Here is a 15,451-nt window from a genome sequence, read left to right on the forward strand (position 1 = left end):
ATCGACGCCATGAACATCGACTCCACCGCCGACCCCGAGCGCCCGGTGCACACCCTGCTCCTGGGCGCGGGGCTGCCCATCGTGGAGAACCTGACCGGCCTGGACGCCCTGCCCGAGCCCTACCCGGGCCTGCGTTTCTTCGCCGTGCCCGCGCCGGTGCGCGCCCTGGGCTCCCTGCCCGTGCGCGCCTTCGCCCTGGCGCCGTGAGGGGGTTACCAGTTTTTGGGGAACCCCATCTCGGAAGGGTGCCGTGGGCACTTGGTCAGAAGAAACCGCAAGCGTTCTTCCCAGCTTGAGCTTCGCGTGATGACATCCAGAAGATACCGTACGACCAGTGTCTGACCGTACAGCCTGGAATCGTCCGCCCCGGGGGAGAGCCTTTGCAGCGCGGGCTTGATGGTGAAGACGGCATTCCAGAACAGGGCGTGGTGGGCGCAGATGTTGCGGACATGGGTAAGAGCGTGCAGCCAGCTGCTGAAATCTTTCCAGGGTAATTTGAAGGCCTGCGCCACGGCGACCTTGTCCGCACGTTCGTGCAGTTCTTTGAATATTCTGGACCATGTGCCGAAGGACAGCACTTCAGCAACCATCCAGGACGGCGGGGGATGGACGCCGTAGCGGTCATAGAAGGCTTTGCAGAACCTGTGCCTTGATCCGTTTTTGGTTACATCGGGGCGCCCTGTTTCGCGCCAGATGGATTTCAGCAAATCCTTATGGTACGATTTGTCACGGAATAATTCCGAGATGCAGTACCATGTAGATCCGTATTTCAGCGACATGTGGTTGCTGATTGCCGTGCGTGCCGCGACCTCGATCCGTTCGATGGCATCCATGTAGTGAAGCCGAAGTTTGCGGTCAAATATATACAGCTTGAGCATGTCATCGAACGTGACACCGGCGGCGTAGTTGTCGTCAGCCACCTTATAGGGAACGCCATAGACCGCAAGGCGGTAGTAGCCAATGAATTGCAGGTAGCGTTCCGCGCGTGCCTCGTCGGGAACAAGCATCCCCCGTTCCCGGAACAAGGCGATCTGCGCCGTGAGGCTCAAGGGAGGCTTGACGAAGCTTTCCTGACTCGGGTCCACCGGTGGCTCCTGCCCAAAAAATAACCCGCCCTGGTTCGCATCGCTCCCTTGCGGGTGCGCTAGGCGTGGCGGGTGTTGTTCATCGTTGTGAAAGTCAGATAGCGATTTGCCATAGACCTGTCAATGCCATTTGGCACATGCGCGCGTTGTTCGTTTTTTCTTCGTGCGCGCCTTCGCCCTGGCGCCGTGAGGTTTTTTCGCCGCCTGTGTGCCGGGTTTTGACGTGCCTCAAAGGGGTTCGCCCGCGCGGTGCCTATGCTTGGACCGACGGACGAACCCCGCCGCCGCCGGGCGGCCGAACCAAGGAGGACGCCATGACCCTGAACATGCGCACCGAACTGTTGAAGAACATTCCCTTCGCCCAGGCCCTGGAGCTGGCCGCGCTGGTGGATTGCGAGCCGGGCCGCGTGGTCAGCCGGACCCTGGCCCAGCAGCCGACGGCCAACGTGACCCTGTTCAGCCTCGCCGCCGGGGAGGGCATCAGCGCCCACACCTCGCCGGGGGATGCGCTGGTCCTGGTGCTGGAAGGCCGGGCGCGGGTGACCATCGGCGACGCGGCCCACGACGTGGGCGCCGGGCAGGCCATCGCCATGCCCGCCGGGGTGCCCCACGCCCTGGACGCCGAGGAGCCCTTCAAGATGCTGCTGGTGGTCGTCAAGCCCCAGGCGGCCTGAGGGCGCCCGGCCGGGGGTTTACATCGGCGCGCGGGGCCTTATTCCTTGCGGGCGGGCCCGCCCGGGCCCGCCCGCACCGCGCACCGCAACCCCGGAGGGCCCATGCTCTTTTCCTACCACAACCCCACACGCATCCTTTTCGGCAAGGGCCAGATCGCCGCCCTGGCCGACCTCGTCGACCCCGGCGCCCGCGTGCTGCTGCTCTACGGCGGCGGCTCCATCAGGCGGAACGGCGTCTACGACCAGGTGGTCCGCGCCCTGGGCGACCGCGTCCGGAAGGAGTTCTCCGGCGTGGAGCCCAACCCGCACAAGGAGACCCTGGACAAGGCCGCGGCCCTGGTCCGCGAGCACGGGCTGGACCTCATCCTGGCCGTGGGCGGCGGCTCGGTCATCGACGGCGCCAAGTACGTCGCCGCCGCCGCGCGCTACGACGGCGACGGCTGGGACATCCCGACCCGCAAGCACACCGTGCGCGAGGCCGTGGCCCTGGGAGCGGTGCTGACCCTGCCCGCCACGGGCTCGGAGTCCAACGCGGGCGCGGTCATCACCCGCGCGGCCACGGGCGAGAAGCTGCCCTTCCATTCCCCCGCGGTGCAGCCGCTCTTCGCCGTGCTCGACCCCGACACCATGAAGACCCTGCCCGAGCGCCAGCTCGTCAACGGCATCGTCGACTCCTTCGTCCACGTCTGCGAGCAGTACCTGACGCGGCCCACGGGGGCCCTGGTCCAGGACGGCTACAGCGAGGCCCTGCTGCGTGCCCTGGCCGCCCTGGCCGGGGATTTCGCGGGCCGCGACGACGACCTGTGGCGGGCGAACCTGATGTGGGCGGCCAACCAGGGCCTGAACGGGCTGGTCGGCGCGGGCGTGCCCCAGGACTGGGCCACGCACATGATCGGCCACGAGATCACCGCGCGCTACGGGCTGGACCATGCCGTCACCCTGGCCCTGGTGCAGCCCTGGCTGCTGCGCGCGCGCATGCAGGCCAAGGGGGCCAAGCTGGAGCAGATGGGCCGCGCTGTCTTCGGCCTGGAGCCCGGGCCGGAGCTGGCCGAGCGCACCGTGCAGGCCATCGAGGCCCTGTACCGTTCCCTGGGCATTCCCGCCGGGCTGCGCGCGGCCGGGGTGGAGGAGGCCGACGCCCCCGACCGGCTGGCCGAGGCCCTGCGGCGCCACGGCATGACCGCCCTGGGCGAGGACGGCGGCGTGACCCCCGAGGTGGCCCGGGCCATCCTGACCCGGGCCCTGTAGCCCCGGCGTCTCCAGCCCCTGCCCCTGAACAGGCGGGCGCCGGTCCTTGCGGTCGGCGCCCGCCGTGCTTTTGTCCCCCCGCGCCGGAGTGGCGCGAGGGGAAAAGCGCGCGGGGGGCGGAGGCTCCCGGCCCCCGCCCCCCGCGCCTGCGCCCCGCCTTACGGGGCCGCGCCGGGGCGCCCCCGGGGCGCGCGGCGTCAGGGTTCCACGGTCAGCACATAGGCCCGGTCCCAGACCAGCCACTGGCGGGCCAGGGCCAGCAGGTCGCCGGGGGTGATCCGCGCGGCCCGGGCGACGCCTTCGCGGTCGTGGTCAACGGGGAATCCGCGCGCCAGCAGGGTCGCCGCCTCGGCCGCCCGGGCCGCCAGGCCCTGGTGGTCGCGGTGGTAGTCCCCGGCGATGAGGTTGGCGGCGCGGGCCACCTCGGCCTCGTCCAGGGGAGTCTGGCGCAGGTCCGCAACGGCCTGGCGGAAGCCCTCCAGGGCCTGGGCGGTCTTGTCGGGCGAGGTGCCGATGTAGAAGGCCAGGAACCCGGTCCGCGGCGCCTGCCAGAGCAGGGCGGTGACGGTGTAGCCCAGGCCCTGGCGGTCGCGCAGCTCGCGGAAGAGCAGGCCGCCCTGACCGGCCAGGGCCTGGCGCAGCACGTCCAGGCCCACGCTGTCGTCGGAGCGCTGCCCGGGCACGGGGAAGGCCACGATGACGTGCGACTGGTTGCGGTCGGCCAGGGTCAGGGTCCGCTCGCGGTGGTCGCCCCAGGTCGGCCGGGGGAAGACGAAGGGCTCGGCGGGCTCCCCGGCGGCCAGCTCGCGGGCCAGGGCGACCACGGCCTCGCGGTCGAAATCGCCGCATACGGCCAGGGTCCAGGGCTGGCGGCGCTGGCGCTGCCAGAATTCGCGCACCTGGTCCGGGCCAAAGCGTGCGACGCCCTCCACGGTGCCCTCGTGGAACCGGGCGTAGCCGGTGTCGGCGAAGAGCATGGGGAAGAGGTGGCGGAAGGCCAGGCCCATAGGCTGGTCCTCGCGGCGCCGGATGGCGGCCTGCTGCTCGGTGACGGCGCGGGCCACCTCGTCGGCGGCGAAGGCCGGTTCGGTGACGGTCCGGCGCAGCAGGGGCAGCAGCTCGGCGGCGAAGCGCGAGGGGAAGCGGGCGCTGACGGTGAACATATCGCGCCCGGCCCGGGCGCCGATGGACGCGGCGCGGTCGGCCAGGAAATCGCGGAACTCGGTGGCCGGGAGCCCGGCGGTGCCCCGGGTCAGGGCCTGGGCCGCCAGTTCGGCCAGCCCCTCTTCGTCGGGGAACAGCAGGGCGTCGCCCCCGGGGGCGGCCAGGGTCAGCGAGGTGTAGGGCAGGGTGGTGTCGGGCAGCAGGACCAGGGTCCGCCCGCCGCCCAGGTCCACGGTGTCGATGCCGCCGCGTCGGCCGTCCTGGGTGGCGGCTCCGGGCGCGGAGCCGGAGCCGGGGCCGAAGGCGGCGTCCACGGCGGCCAGCAGCTCGCGCTCCAGGGCGGCGGGGTCCTGCGCGGGGGCGCCGTCGGTCCGGTCTTCGGGCAGCAGCACGGCCCCGGCCAGGGCCTGGCGGGTCAGCACGGCCCCGGCCAGGGCGCGCAGCTCGTCGGCGCCCGTGTGGCGCAGGGCGTAGAGGTAGTTTTCCTCGGCCTGGGGGCCGTTTTCGAAGAACTGGAAGTAGCCGAGCTTGGAGGCCAGCCCGCCCAGGGTCTCCTTGGAGGAATAGAGGTCGTCCTCGATGTTCAGCCGGGCGCGGTCCAGCTCGCGGTCGGTGAAGGAGGCCGTGGGCAGGGCCGCGAGGTCGGCGGTCAGCCCGGCCCAGAAGGCGGGCAGCTTGTCGCGGTCCAGTTCGGCGCTGATGGAGAACAGGCCCGTGCCTTCGAGGCCCATGGCGTAGGCGGAGATGGAGTCCACAAGGCCCAGCTCGTGCTGGTACTTGCGGTACAGGCGCGAGGAGCGGTCGCCGCCGAGCACCTGGGCCAGCAGGTCCAGCCCCGGGGCCTGGGCCGAGGCCAGGGCCGGGGCCGGGAAGGCCACGGAAAGGTAGACCTTGTTCCACGGCCCGGGCTGCACGGTCACGCGCGGGGCCTGCGGGTGCGGGGCGGGCAGCGGGCCGCGCGGGGCCACCGGGGCGGTGTTGACCAGGTCGCCGAAGTGCGTGCGCACCAGCTCCACGGCCCGCCCGGGGTCCACGTCGCCCACGATCACGGCCAGCATGGACTGCGGCTGGTAGAACTCGGCGATATAGTCCAGGATGTCCTGGCGGGTGAAGGCGGCCACGGTTTCGCGGAAACCGATGATGGGCCGCTCGTAGGGCGTGCCGCCCCACAGCAGGGGTTGCAGGGCCTGGAAGCGGCGGCTGGACGGGGTGTCCTCGCCGCGCTCCAGCTCGGAGAGCACCACCTGCTTTTCGCGTTCCAGTTCGTCGGGGTCCAGGGCGGCGCCGAAGATCATGTCGCGCAGCACGTCCAGGCCCAGCTCCAGCCGCTCGGCGGGCAGGTCGATGATGTAGACGGTGTAGTCGAAGCTGGTGGCGGCGTTCAGGTAGCCGCCCGCGCCCTCGATGTCCTCGGCCACCTGGCCGGGGGCGCGGCGGGCGCTGCCCTTGAAGACCATATGCTCCAGCAGGTGGCTGATGCCCGAGCGCCGGGGGCTCTCGTAGGCCGATCCGGCGTGCACATAGAGCCGCAGGGAGACCAGGGGGAAGCGCGTGTCGGGCTGCACGAGCACGCCCAGGCCGTTTTCCAGGCGGGTGAGCACCGGGGCGGCCTCCCCGGCGTGGGCCAGACTAATCCCGGCGGTCATGAGCAGGGCTCCCGCCAGGGCGATGATCCGTTTCAGCATGGGTCACTCCGTATCTCCTTGGTGGAACAGGACGCGGGCCGGGCGCGGGTGCGCCCGAAGCCTCAAGAATAGGTCCCGGGCGGGGATTGGCAAGCCCCGGGCCGCCAGCGCGGCCGGGCCTCAGCCCGCGCCCCGGGCCCCGGCCACAGCGCGCAGGGTCACGGCGCCAAGGACCACCGCCCCCCCGGCCAGGGCCCACGGCCCGGGCAGCTCGCCCACGCCCAGGGCCACCCACAGCGGGTTGAGCACCGGCTCCAGGGTCATGACCAGGATGGCCGTCAGGGCGGGCAGGCGCCGGATGCACCAGACATAGAGCAGCAGGGACAGCCCCTGCTGGACCACGCCCAGGTAGACCAGCCCCAGGGCCCCGGCGGGCCCGGGCAGGCCCAGGGCCAGGAAGGGCAGGCCCACGGCCGCCGTGAGGGCGTGGCCAAGGACCACCGAGCCCACGGGCGAGGCGTCCTTCTGGGCGCGCATGCACAGGGTGAAGGCCGCGTAGCACAGGCCGGTGCCCACGGCCAGGACGTTGCCCCAGAGCCCGCTGGGCGAGAGGCGGTCGAAGAAGAAAAGGACCATGCCGCCCAGGGCGGCGGCCAGGAAGGCCCAGTCGCCCCGGCGGGTGGGCTCGCCCAGCAGCGCGGGAGCCAGCAGGGCCACATAGAGCGGCGCGGTGTAGGCCAGCAGGATGGCGTTGGCGGCGGTGGTCAGCTTGGTGGCCACCACGTTGGTCACCAGCAGGCCCGCGTAGCCCAGGGCCGCGCCCAGGCCCGCCGGGGTCAGGGCCGGGCGGGCTGCCCCGCGCAGCAGCAGGAGCAGGGTCAGCGCCGAAAGGGCGCTACGCGCGCCGGTTATGGCCAGGGGATGCAGGTCGATGGCCTTGACGGCCAGCCCGCCGGAACTCCACAGCAGGGCGGTCAGCGCCAGGAGCGCCGCCGCGCGGGAATCTTGCGCCACGGCGCGCCTCCTCCGTGCCCCGGTGCCCGGGGATGCGGCAGGGATAGCCCTTTGCCGCGCCCGGCGCAAGGGGGCCGGGGCCCGGGCACCGGCGGGGAATCAGCGGGGTTCGCCCGGGTCGGGGGCGTCCATCCACTGGCGCGTCTTGCACAGGCCGAAGCGGTCGGGGCGCATCCCGGGGTTGACCAGCTCCACCAGCCGCAGGGGGCTTACATAGCCGTCGCTCCAGTCCAGGCGCAGGGCCATCCCGCCCTCGCGGGGCCAGGCCCCGGCCAGGAAGGGCCGCACATCGGTGGTGCGCGGGCCTTTCTTGGTTTCGCGGGTCCAGGGCAGCTCGGCCCGGGCCAGGGCCTCGGCCCACTGGGCCTGGCGCGCGGCGGCCTCGGCGGCGTCGCCCTCCCAGGTCAGCAGGAAATCCTCGGCCACGGCCTGGCGCGTCCTGCGGCCCAGGTCCAGGGTCTCGATGCACAGCAGGTCCATGCCCCGGGGCAGGTGGGGCGTGAGCCGCGCGGCCAGCTCCTGGGGCCCCAGGTCGCGGCGCAGGAACACGTCGAACCACTCGCGGCGGCTTTCCACGCCCACGGGCAGCGCGCGCCCGAAGGACAGCCGGGCCAGGGGGTGGAACCCGGCGGAGAAGCTCACGGGCACGTCGGCCCGGCGCAGGACGCGCTCGATGAGCCGTTGCAGCTCGATCTGGCTGATGAAGCGCATCTCGTCCAGCCGGGTGTGCCACACGCGGTAGTGCGCGGCCTTGTGGGCCAGTTCGCCGATGTCCGGCGGGCGCGGCCGGGCGCCCTGGGCCTGCTTGTCCGGGGGGGGCGCCGGGGCCTGTGCCGGGGCCTGCTCCGGTGCGGCGGCCGGGGGCGCCTCGGGGGCGGTCTGGTGGGCGGCGCCGCCCGTGGCGTCGGCCTGGTCGCGCACGGCGTGGACGACCCGGGGGCGGATGTCCTCGCGCGCGCCCTGGCGCGCCAGCTCCGAGGTCCGGCCCCCGAAGTTGCAGACCCCGCAGTTGCGGCAGGCGTTGTAGCGGCAGTCGTCGGTCAGGCGGGCCTGCCGGGCCCGGCGGCGCTCGGTGCGCAGGAAGCGGACGTGCACCCCGCTGGTCAGGTGGTCCCAGGGCAGGGGCTCGTCCTCGCCGCGCTCGCGCAGGTAGTGCAGCGGGTCCAGCCCGCGTTCGGCCAGGGCCTCCAGCCAGGGCTCCAGGCGCAGGTGGTCGATCCAGCTGGCGAACAGCGCGCCCCTGGCATAGGCCGCGCGAACCACGGGGGCCAGCTCGCGCCCGCCGCGCGAGAACACGCCCTCCAGGAAGCTCATCTCCGGCTGGTGCCAGCGCAGCTTGAGGCGCTTGTGCGGGGCGAACCCGGCGCGCAGGCGGTCCACCCGCGCGCGGACCTCGTCCATGGTCAGCTGGCGCTCCCACTGGAAGGGCGTGTGCGGCTTGGGCACGAAGGGCGAGACCGCCGCCGTGACCTGCAAGCGCTTGACGTGGCGCCCGGCGCAGTCGCGGACCTTGAGGCACAGGTCCACGATGGCGTCCAGGTCCTCCTCGGTCTCCGTGGGCAGGCCGAGCATGAAATAGAGCTTCACGTTCTGCCAGCCGTGGTCGAAAAGCTTGCGCACATGGGCCACCAGGGCGTCCTCGGTGACGCCCTTGTTGATCACGTCGCGCAGGCGCTGGCTGCCCGCCTCGGGGGCCAGGGTGGCCCCGGTGCGGCGGATGGTGGACATGAGGCCCATGATTCCCTCGCTCACCGAACCCACGCGCAAGGACGGCAGGGATATGGACACCTGGGAGCGGCGGCAGCGGTCGAAGCTCTTGGCGAACAGCTCCTCCAGGGCCGAATAGTCGCCCGTGGACAGGGAGAGGAAGGACAGGTCCTCGAAGCCCGTCCGGGCCAGGCCCTTGGCGATGAGGGCGTCCAGGGCCCCGGGGTCGCGCTCGCGGGCCGGGCGGTAGACCATGCCCGCCTGGCAGAAACGGCAGCCCCGGGTGCAGCCGCGCGCGATTTCCACGGCCAGCCGGTCGTGCACCGTGTCGGCGAAGGGCACGATGTGCCCGGTGGGGAAGGCCGCGCGCCGGGCGTCGGCCAGGTCGGGCAGGATGCGTTTTTCCACGCGGGCGCAGTCGTCCAGGCGCGGCGCCAGGGGCAGGCCGCCGCCCGGGGGCTCGGCGAAAAGGGCCGGAACGTACACCCCCGGCACGCGGCACAGCCGCTCCAGCAGCGCCGCCCGGGGCAGGCCCTCGGCCCGGGCCCGGGCCACATGCTCCAGGATCTCGGGCAGGACCTCCTCGCCGTCGCCAAGGACCATCAGGTCCATGAACGGGGCGATGGGCTCGGCGTTGAAGGTGCAGCCGCCGCCAGCCATGACCAGCGGATCGCGCGGGCCGCGCGCCGCGGCCTCCAGGGGGACGCCCCCCAGTTCGAGCATGTACAGGATGTTGGTGTAGCACAGCTCGTGGGTGACGTGGAACGCGACCACGTCCATGGCCGCCAGGGGCGTGTCCGACTCCAGGGTACACAGGGGCTCGCCGTTTTCGCGCAGCACGGCGGCCACGTCCAGGTCCGGCGCGAAGACGCGCTCGGCCCAGAACCCGGGGCGGTCGTTGACGATGCCGTAGAGAATCTTCTGGCCGAGGTAGGACATGCCCACCTCGTAGAGGTCCGGAAAGGCCAGGGCCAGGCGCACGGCCACGGCCGCGGGGTCCTTGAGCACCGAGCCCGGCTCGTTGCCGAGATAGCGGCTGGGGCCGGTGAACAGGGGCAGAAGCTTTTTCATGGGCCCTCGCTGGGGCGGACGGGGACGGACGAAAAAGGGCGGCCAGCGGCCGCCCTTGCACGCGAAACCGGGCCGGGCCTACTTCTTGAGCAGCCGCGACAGGTCGGCCACGCCGCCCTTGGGCGCGCCCTTGGCGCCAGCCAGGCCGCCCAGGCCGCCCAGGCCGCCGGCGGGGGCGGTCAGGGTCAGGTTGCTGGCGGCCTCCAGATACTTGGTCTTCAGTTCCTCGGGGAACTTCTTGTACTCGTAGAGCACATGGGTGTAGGCGATGACCGCGTCGATCTCGTTGTCGAAGGGGTACCCGAAGGGCAGGAGCATCATCTGCACGCCCTGCTGGGTGGGCACGGTCTGGAGCACGGCCACGTCCTCCAGGCGCTTGCCCTGGTCGTCGTCCTTGTACTTGCCGATGATCATCTCGCCGTTGACCAGCTTCACCAGCCGGATGTCGTAGGCCATGGAATGGTGCTCCTTGGATGCGGTGTTTCGGAGAGGGGAACCTAGGAACTCGGAACCGGACTGTCAAGGCCGGGCCCGGCCTTGGCGGCCTTGGCGGCGCGGGCCTCCAGGCGGCGCAGGAGCTTGCGGGCGTCCACGAGATCCTCCCTGGCCAGCAGGGCGGCGCGGGCGTGTTCCTCGGCCTGGGTCCATTGTTTTTTGAGGGCCAGCAGCCGCGCCAGGGCCAGGTGCATGTGCGGTCCGGCGCCCTTTTTCTCGGACAGCTTGCGCAGCAGGGTCAGGCCCCGGTCGGGGTTGGCCACCTGTTCCGAGGCGGTGACGACCATCTCGCAGGCCTTGCGGTCGTCGGGGTTCACGCCCAGGGCGCCGCGCAGGTACTCGAAGGACTCCTTGAACGCCCCGGCGGCCTGGAGCCGGTCGGCGATGATCAGGAACATGGCGTGTTCGTCCGCGTAAAGCTCCACGGCCTCGCGGAAATAGCCCTGGGCCTCCTCGACCTTGCCCCCTTGCAGGGCATTGGTGCCGTGGATGATGGCGTGGTCGATCTTGAGCTTGCGCTCGCGCACGGCGCCCGTGTCCTCGCGGCGGGCGTCGGCGTGGATGGCCTTGATCACCGGCACGAGCTGGGCCAGGAGCGCGCGTTCGCCCCCCGGCTGGTAGGCCAGCGGGCCGGGAATCCGCGAGGCGACCTCCTCCATCCTGCCCAGGTTCTGGAGGTTCTCGCGCAGCAGCCCGGCTATCTTGGCCATGTCCTGGGAATGCAGCTTGGTGGTGACGACGATCTTGAGCGCCTCGGCCACGGAAACCAGGGGGCGCAGGGTCTCGCCTTTGAGGAATGCCGCCTTGGCGCGGCTCAGATGCTGGATGACCGTCTGCACGGGGTTGGCCATGCGGTTCTTCTCCCTTGCGCCCCGGCGAGGGCGCGTCGTGCGGTTGTACAGCATTTTCGGCGCGGAATAAAGAACATCGCGTCCGGGCTTGCCAGGCCCGGCCTCCGGGCCTATATTGGAGCACTGCGGGCCACGGCCCGCCAGGCCCGCCTCCAGGACGGAGACCGGACCGCGCGGCCCCCCGGGACGGGGGCCCGGCCGCGCGACCCACCCCCAGCCGGGCCCCACGGGGCCGGGGTTCGTCATGGGCATACGCCCTGCGGCCGGTGCAGCGGCAGGCCTTGGCGCCTACCAGGACGCCATGCGCACCCAGCGCATGGAGGACCGCGCCGCGCGCCTGGGCCAGGCCCTGCGCGCCGACGGCGCCCGGGCCACGGTGCGCACGCGCTCCATCGGCATCACCCTGGGCAGCCTGGGCATCGACCTGACCACCCGCGACGTGGAGCTGCCCGAGGCCGCCGCGCCGACCCCGGCCGGGCGCGCCTTCTCCGACGCCCTGGACGCGGCGGCCCTGCTGGCCGAAGCCGCCTCCGGGCGGCGGGCCGCCCCGGCCGCTCCGGCCGAGCCCCTGCGCGCCGACCAGTCCCTCTCCCGCCGCCGGGCGCTGGAGGCCTACGCCCAGGCCGCCCTGGGCCAGTTCCGGCCCGTCCCGGGCCGCCTGGGCAGCGTATAGCCCCGCCGCGCGGCCGTTTTCCGCCGCGCGGCCCTCAGAACAGCTCCTGGACCATCTCCAGCCCTGCGGCCGGGCCCCACGAGCCCGCCGCGTACCCGTGCAGTTCAGCCGGGGAGCCCTGGGCCCCGCAGGCCTCGCAGCGCTCCAGCACCGGCGTCAGGAACCCCCAGCACTGCTCCACCGCGTCCTGGCGCCAGAAGAGGGTCTGGTCGCCGAGCATGCAGTCCAGGAGAACCTTTTCGTAGGCGTCCAGGGCCCGGGCCGGGGCGCGGGCCGCGTCGAAGTCGAAGCGCATGGTCGCCGGTTGCAGGCACAGCCGCGCCCCGGGCAGCTTGGCCTGCATGGTCAGCGACACGGCGTTGCCGGGATGGATGTCCAGGATGAGCCGGTTGGCGCCGATGTCCTCGCCCAGGATGTGCCGGAACAGGGAATGGGGCACCTCGCGGAAGCGGACCACGATGCGGGTGAGCTTTTCGCGCAGGCGCTTGCCCGAGAGCAGGTGGAAGGGCACGCCCTGCCAGCGCCAGTTGTCCACCCACAGGCGCATGGCCGCGAAGGTCGGCGTGGCGGAGTCCGGAGCCACGCCGGGCTCGCGGCGGTAGCCGGGCACCGGGGCGCCGCCCGGGGTGCCCGGGCCGTATTGGCCAAGCACCAGGTCGTCGGCCAGCCGGGCGGGGTCGAAGGGCCGCAGGGCGCGGTAGACCTTGGCCTTTTCGTCGCGCACGGCCTCGGCGTCGAAGGCCGGGGGCGGCTCCATGGCCACCAGGGCCAGGAGCTGCATCATGTGGTTCTGGAACATGTCGCGCAGCACGCCCGAGCGTTCGTAGTAGCCCGCGCGGTGCCCCACGCCCAGGGTCTCCATGGCCGCGCAGGTCACCGAGGCCACATAGCGCCGGTTCCACAGCGGCTCGAAGATGGCGTTGGCGAAGCGCAGCAGCAGGATGTTCTGCACCGTCTCCTTGGCCAGGTAGTGGTCGATGCGAAAGACCTGGTGCTCGGCGAAGTGCTCGTGCAGGGCCACGTCCAGGGCCCGGGCGCTGTCCAGGTCGCGGCCGAAGGGCTTTTCGACCACCAGGCGCGAAAAGCCGCGCGCCTCGCGGGCCAGCCCCGCCGCACCCAGGCCGCGCGCCGCTTCGGCGTAGACCGTGGGCGGGGTGGCCAGGTAGAAAAGCCGGTTGCCCTCCGTGCCCGCGCCTGCGTCCAGGGCGTCCAGCCGGGCGGCCAGGGCCGCGAAGCCCGCGGGGTCCGCGTAGTCCAGGGGCTGGTAGAACACGCGCGGCGCCAGGGCCTCCCAGGCCGGGCCGTCCATGCCCCCGGCGGCCTCCAGGGCCCGGCGCATGTGCGCCCGGAAGTCCTCGTCGCCCCACGGCGTGCGCGCGGCGCCGAGCACGGCCAGCCCCTGGGGCAGGGCGCCGTGGCGGTGCAGCGCGTGCACGGCGGGCAGGATCATCCGCGCGGCCAGGTCGCCCGAGGCCCCGAAAATCACCAGCGCGCAGGGCGAGGGGCGCGGGGGGAGCAGGCAGGACGGCCCGCCGCCCGGGGGCGCGGGGTCGAAGGAGATGGGCGGCGCGAAGTCCGTGGGGGCGGCCCCTGGCGCGGGCATGCTCAGCCCTCCTCCCCGTCCGGGCGGCGCACGGCGTGGCCGCCGAACTCGTTGCGCAGGGCCGCCAGCAGCCGGTCGGCGAAGGAATTGTCCTGGCGCGAGCGGAAGCGCTCCATGAGCGACAGGGCCAGCACCGGCGCGGGCACCCCCAGCTCCACGGCGCTGTCCACGGTCCAGCGGCCTTCGCCCGAGTCCTCCACATAGGGCGCCACGGCCGCCAGCCCCGGGTCGCGCTCCAGGGCGCCCGCCGCCAGTTCCAGCAGCCACGAGCGGACCACGCTGCCCCGGTTCCACAGCCGCGCCACGGCGCCCAGGTCCAGCCCCGGGCCGTAGGGCGAGGCATCCAGCAGGGCGAAGCCCTCGGCATATGCCTGCATCATGCCGTATTCGATGCCGTTGTGGATCATCTTGGCATAGTGCCCGGCGCCGTGGGGGCCGCAGTGCATGTGGCCCCCGGGGGGCGCCAGGGTGTCCAGGGCCGGGCGCAGGCGCTCGTATGCCTCGGGCGGCCCGCCGACCATGGTGCAGTAGCCCTCGGTAAGGCCCCAGACCCCGCCGCTGACCCCTGCGTCGGCATAGAGCAGCCCGTCTTCGGCCAGGGCCCGGGCCCGTTGGGGGTCGCGCTTGTAGGGCGAGTTGCCGCCGTCCACCAGCAGGTCGCCGGGGGCCAGCAGGGGCCGCAGGGCCTCCAGGTGTTCGTCCACCACCGCCGCGGGCAGCATGAGCCATACCGTGCGCGGCGCTTCCAGCGCGTCCACCGCCTCGCGCAGGGAGAAAACGGGCCGTGCGCCCTGCGCGGCCAGCTCCCGCACCCGGTCCGCGGAGCGGTTCCAGCCCACGACCTCGTGTCCGCCGCCAAGCAGGCGGCGGGCCATGTTCATGCCCATGCGCCCCAGGCCGAGCATCGCCAGTTTCATGCGCCGTCCTCCCGGTTTCCGATTTTGCCCAGCATACCGCGTTCGGCCCCGATGGCAAAGCGGGGGGGCGCCCGCGCCGCCGCGCCGTTTCGCAGGCCGCCCCGCGCCGGAAAACCCGGCTTTACATCGGCTCCCCAGGCGGATATGCCTGTGGCTCCCATGAAAAATCCGCGGCCCGCCCGGGAGGGACCGATGCGACGCACCGTCGTGCTCGTCGAAGACCAGGACATCGTTCGTGAAGGCCTGCGCAGTCTGCTCGAGGCCCACTCGGACTTCGTGGTCGTCGGCGAGGCGGGCGACGGGCTGGAGGCCGTGCGCCAGGTGGAGCGCGCCGCCCCGGCCATCGTGCTCATGGATCTGTCCATGCCGACCATGGACGGCGCCGAGGCCATCCGCGACATCAAGCGCCGCTTCCCGCGCGTCAGGGTTCTGGCCCTGACCGCCCACAAGAGCGAGGCCCGCATCCGGGGCGCCCTGGCCGCCGGGGCCGACGGCTACGCGCTCAAGAGCACCACCGCCCCCGAGCTGGTGCGCGCCATGGACACCGTCCTGGCGGGCGAGCGCTACGTCAGCCCGGACATCCCCGACGCCCTGGTGCGCCAGGCCCCCGACGCCCCCGACGCCCCGGCCCAGCCCTCGGTGCTGGACCGGCTCTCCGAGCGCGAGATTCTCGTCCTGCGCCTGACCGCCCGGGGCAAGGGCAACAAGGCCCTGGCCCAGGAGCTGTGCATCAGCGTCAAGACCGTGGAAAAGCACAAGGCCAACCTCGTGCGCAAGCTCGGCCTGCGTTCGGCCTCCGAGCTGGCTCCCTTCGCCCACGAGTACGGCCTGTTCCGCTAGGGGCCTGCCGCAAGGCGTCCACCCACGCGCCCGCCACAAGATCTGAAGGGTTTACGGGGCGGCACAATCGCCGCCCCCGTGTCCCTCCCCCCGCGCACGCACGGGATCAAACGCAGGTACACTCCAGCAGCCGCGCCCCCGAGGCCCCTCCCCCGCGCACGCACGGGATCACAGGGCGCTGCCCGCCGCCCCCGGGCATGCCGGCGGGCGCGATTCCGGCCCCGCGCCGGGGGGCGGGGCGCGAGATCGCGAAGCGGCCCGTTCCCTGCTGCCCGCGCCCGGGGGTGGGGCTGGCGGTCCATTACATTGATGCTGCCCCCCGGGGGCCTCCGTCAGCATATGCAGCCAAACGCCACGCCACGCCCACACGCCCTGGCACGGGACGGGGGGATGCGGAGCGGGGATGCGGGATGGGGATGCGGGATGGGGATACGGAGCGGGGATGCGGGGCCGGGGGATGCCGGGGCGCCCGGCGGCTCAGGGG

General features: G+C 72.6%; 12 protein-coding genes and 1 pseudogene. 5 read left to right on the forward strand and 8 right to left on the reverse strand.

All coding sequences use genetic code 11. From position 1 onward, the window contains the following. Positions 1 to 207: pseudogene (locus tag M0P34_RS06075) on the forward strand (cyclase family protein); the annotation flags it as partial. Between the two features lie 5 nt (positions 208 to 212). On the opposite strand, the gene M0P34_RS06080 reads toward M0P34_RS06075, so the two are convergent. Further along, on the reverse strand, positions 213 to 1,085 hold the full coding sequence (locus M0P34_RS06080; RefSeq protein WP_291497448.1) for an Abi family protein: 873 nt from the start codon (positions 1,083 to 1,085) through the stop codon (positions 213 to 215). A 314-nt stretch (positions 1,086 to 1,399) separates the two neighbouring features. Here M0P34_RS06080 and M0P34_RS06085 point away from each other — a divergent pair, with 314 nt between their 5' ends. Next, on the forward strand, positions 1,400 to 1,759 hold the full coding sequence (locus M0P34_RS06085; RefSeq protein ID WP_291497450.1) for a cupin domain-containing protein: 360 nt from the start codon (positions 1,400 to 1,402) through the stop codon (positions 1,757 to 1,759). 102 nt (positions 1,760 to 1,861) lie between these two features. Next, entirely contained in the window at positions 1,862 to 3,007 is a 1,146-nt protein-coding gene (locus M0P34_RS06090) for an iron-containing alcohol dehydrogenase (RefSeq protein WP_291497453.1), read from the forward strand. A 197-nt stretch (positions 3,008 to 3,204) separates the two neighbouring features. On the opposite strand, the gene M0P34_RS06095 is transcribed toward M0P34_RS06090, so the two are convergent. The 5 genes from M0P34_RS06095 to M0P34_RS06115 form a co-directional block, all read right to left on the reverse strand. After that, the gene (locus M0P34_RS06095) at positions 3,205 to 5,856 is read right to left on the reverse strand and encodes a pitrilysin family protein (RefSeq protein ID WP_291497455.1); all 2,652 of its coding nucleotides are present in this window, start codon (positions 5,854 to 5,856) and stop codon (positions 3,205 to 3,207) included. A gap of 120 nt (positions 5,857 to 5,976) precedes the next feature. Next, positions 5,977 to 6,810, reverse strand: a complete 834-nt coding sequence (locus tag M0P34_RS06100; protein WP_291497457.1) for a DMT family transporter — start codon at positions 6,808 to 6,810, stop codon at positions 5,977 to 5,979. Between the two features lie 99 nt (positions 6,811 to 6,909). Continuing rightward, complete coding sequence (locus M0P34_RS06105; protein WP_291497459.1) at positions 6,910 to 9,588, reverse strand: TIGR03960 family B12-binding radical SAM protein; 2,679 nt, start codon at positions 9,586 to 9,588, stop codon at positions 6,910 to 6,912. A gap of 78 nt (positions 9,589 to 9,666) precedes the next feature. Next, entirely contained in the window at positions 9,667 to 10,044 is a 378-nt protein-coding gene (locus tag M0P34_RS06110; RefSeq protein ID WP_291497461.1) for a hypothetical protein, read from the reverse strand. Positions 10,045 to 10,085: 41 nt separating this feature from the next. Continuing rightward, positions 10,086 to 10,934 (reverse strand): hypothetical protein, encoded by an 849-nt coding sequence (locus tag M0P34_RS06115; protein WP_291497463.1) that lies wholly within the window; start codon positions 10,932 to 10,934, stop codon positions 10,086 to 10,088. A 244-nt stretch (positions 10,935 to 11,178) separates the two neighbouring features. On the opposite strand from M0P34_RS06115, the gene M0P34_RS06120 reads away from it, so the two are divergent. Further along, positions 11,179 to 11,607, forward strand: coding sequence for a hypothetical protein (locus tag M0P34_RS06120; RefSeq protein WP_291497465.1), 429 nt, complete (start codon positions 11,179 to 11,181; stop codon positions 11,605 to 11,607). Positions 11,608 to 11,641: 34 nt separating this feature from the next. Here the strand turns inward: M0P34_RS06120 and zwf are convergent, their stop codons facing one another. Next, positions 11,642 to 13,210, reverse strand: coding sequence for a glucose-6-phosphate dehydrogenase (gene zwf, locus M0P34_RS06125; protein ID WP_291497467.1), 1,569 nt, complete (start codon positions 13,208 to 13,210; stop codon positions 11,642 to 11,644). 2 nt (positions 13,211 to 13,212) lie between these two features. Further along, positions 13,213 to 14,127 (reverse strand): phosphogluconate dehydrogenase (NAD(+)-dependent, decarboxylating), encoded by a 915-nt coding sequence (gene gnd / locus M0P34_RS06130; RefSeq protein ID WP_291497468.1) that lies wholly within the window; start codon positions 14,125 to 14,127, stop codon positions 13,213 to 13,215. A 192-nt stretch (positions 14,128 to 14,319) separates the two neighbouring features. Here gnd and M0P34_RS06135 point away from each other — a divergent pair, with 192 nt between their 5' ends. Next, the gene (locus M0P34_RS06135) at positions 14,320 to 14,967 is read left to right on the forward strand and encodes a response regulator transcription factor (protein WP_291497470.1); all 648 of its coding nucleotides are present in this window, start codon (positions 14,320 to 14,322) and stop codon (positions 14,965 to 14,967) included. The last annotated feature ends 484 nt before the right edge of the window (positions 14,968 to 15,451 follow it).

The sequence above is a fragment of the Desulfocurvus sp. genome, assembly GCF_023230885.1.
Classification (GTDB): domain Bacteria; phylum Desulfobacterota; class Desulfovibrionia; order Desulfovibrionales; family Desulfovibrionaceae; genus Desulfocurvus.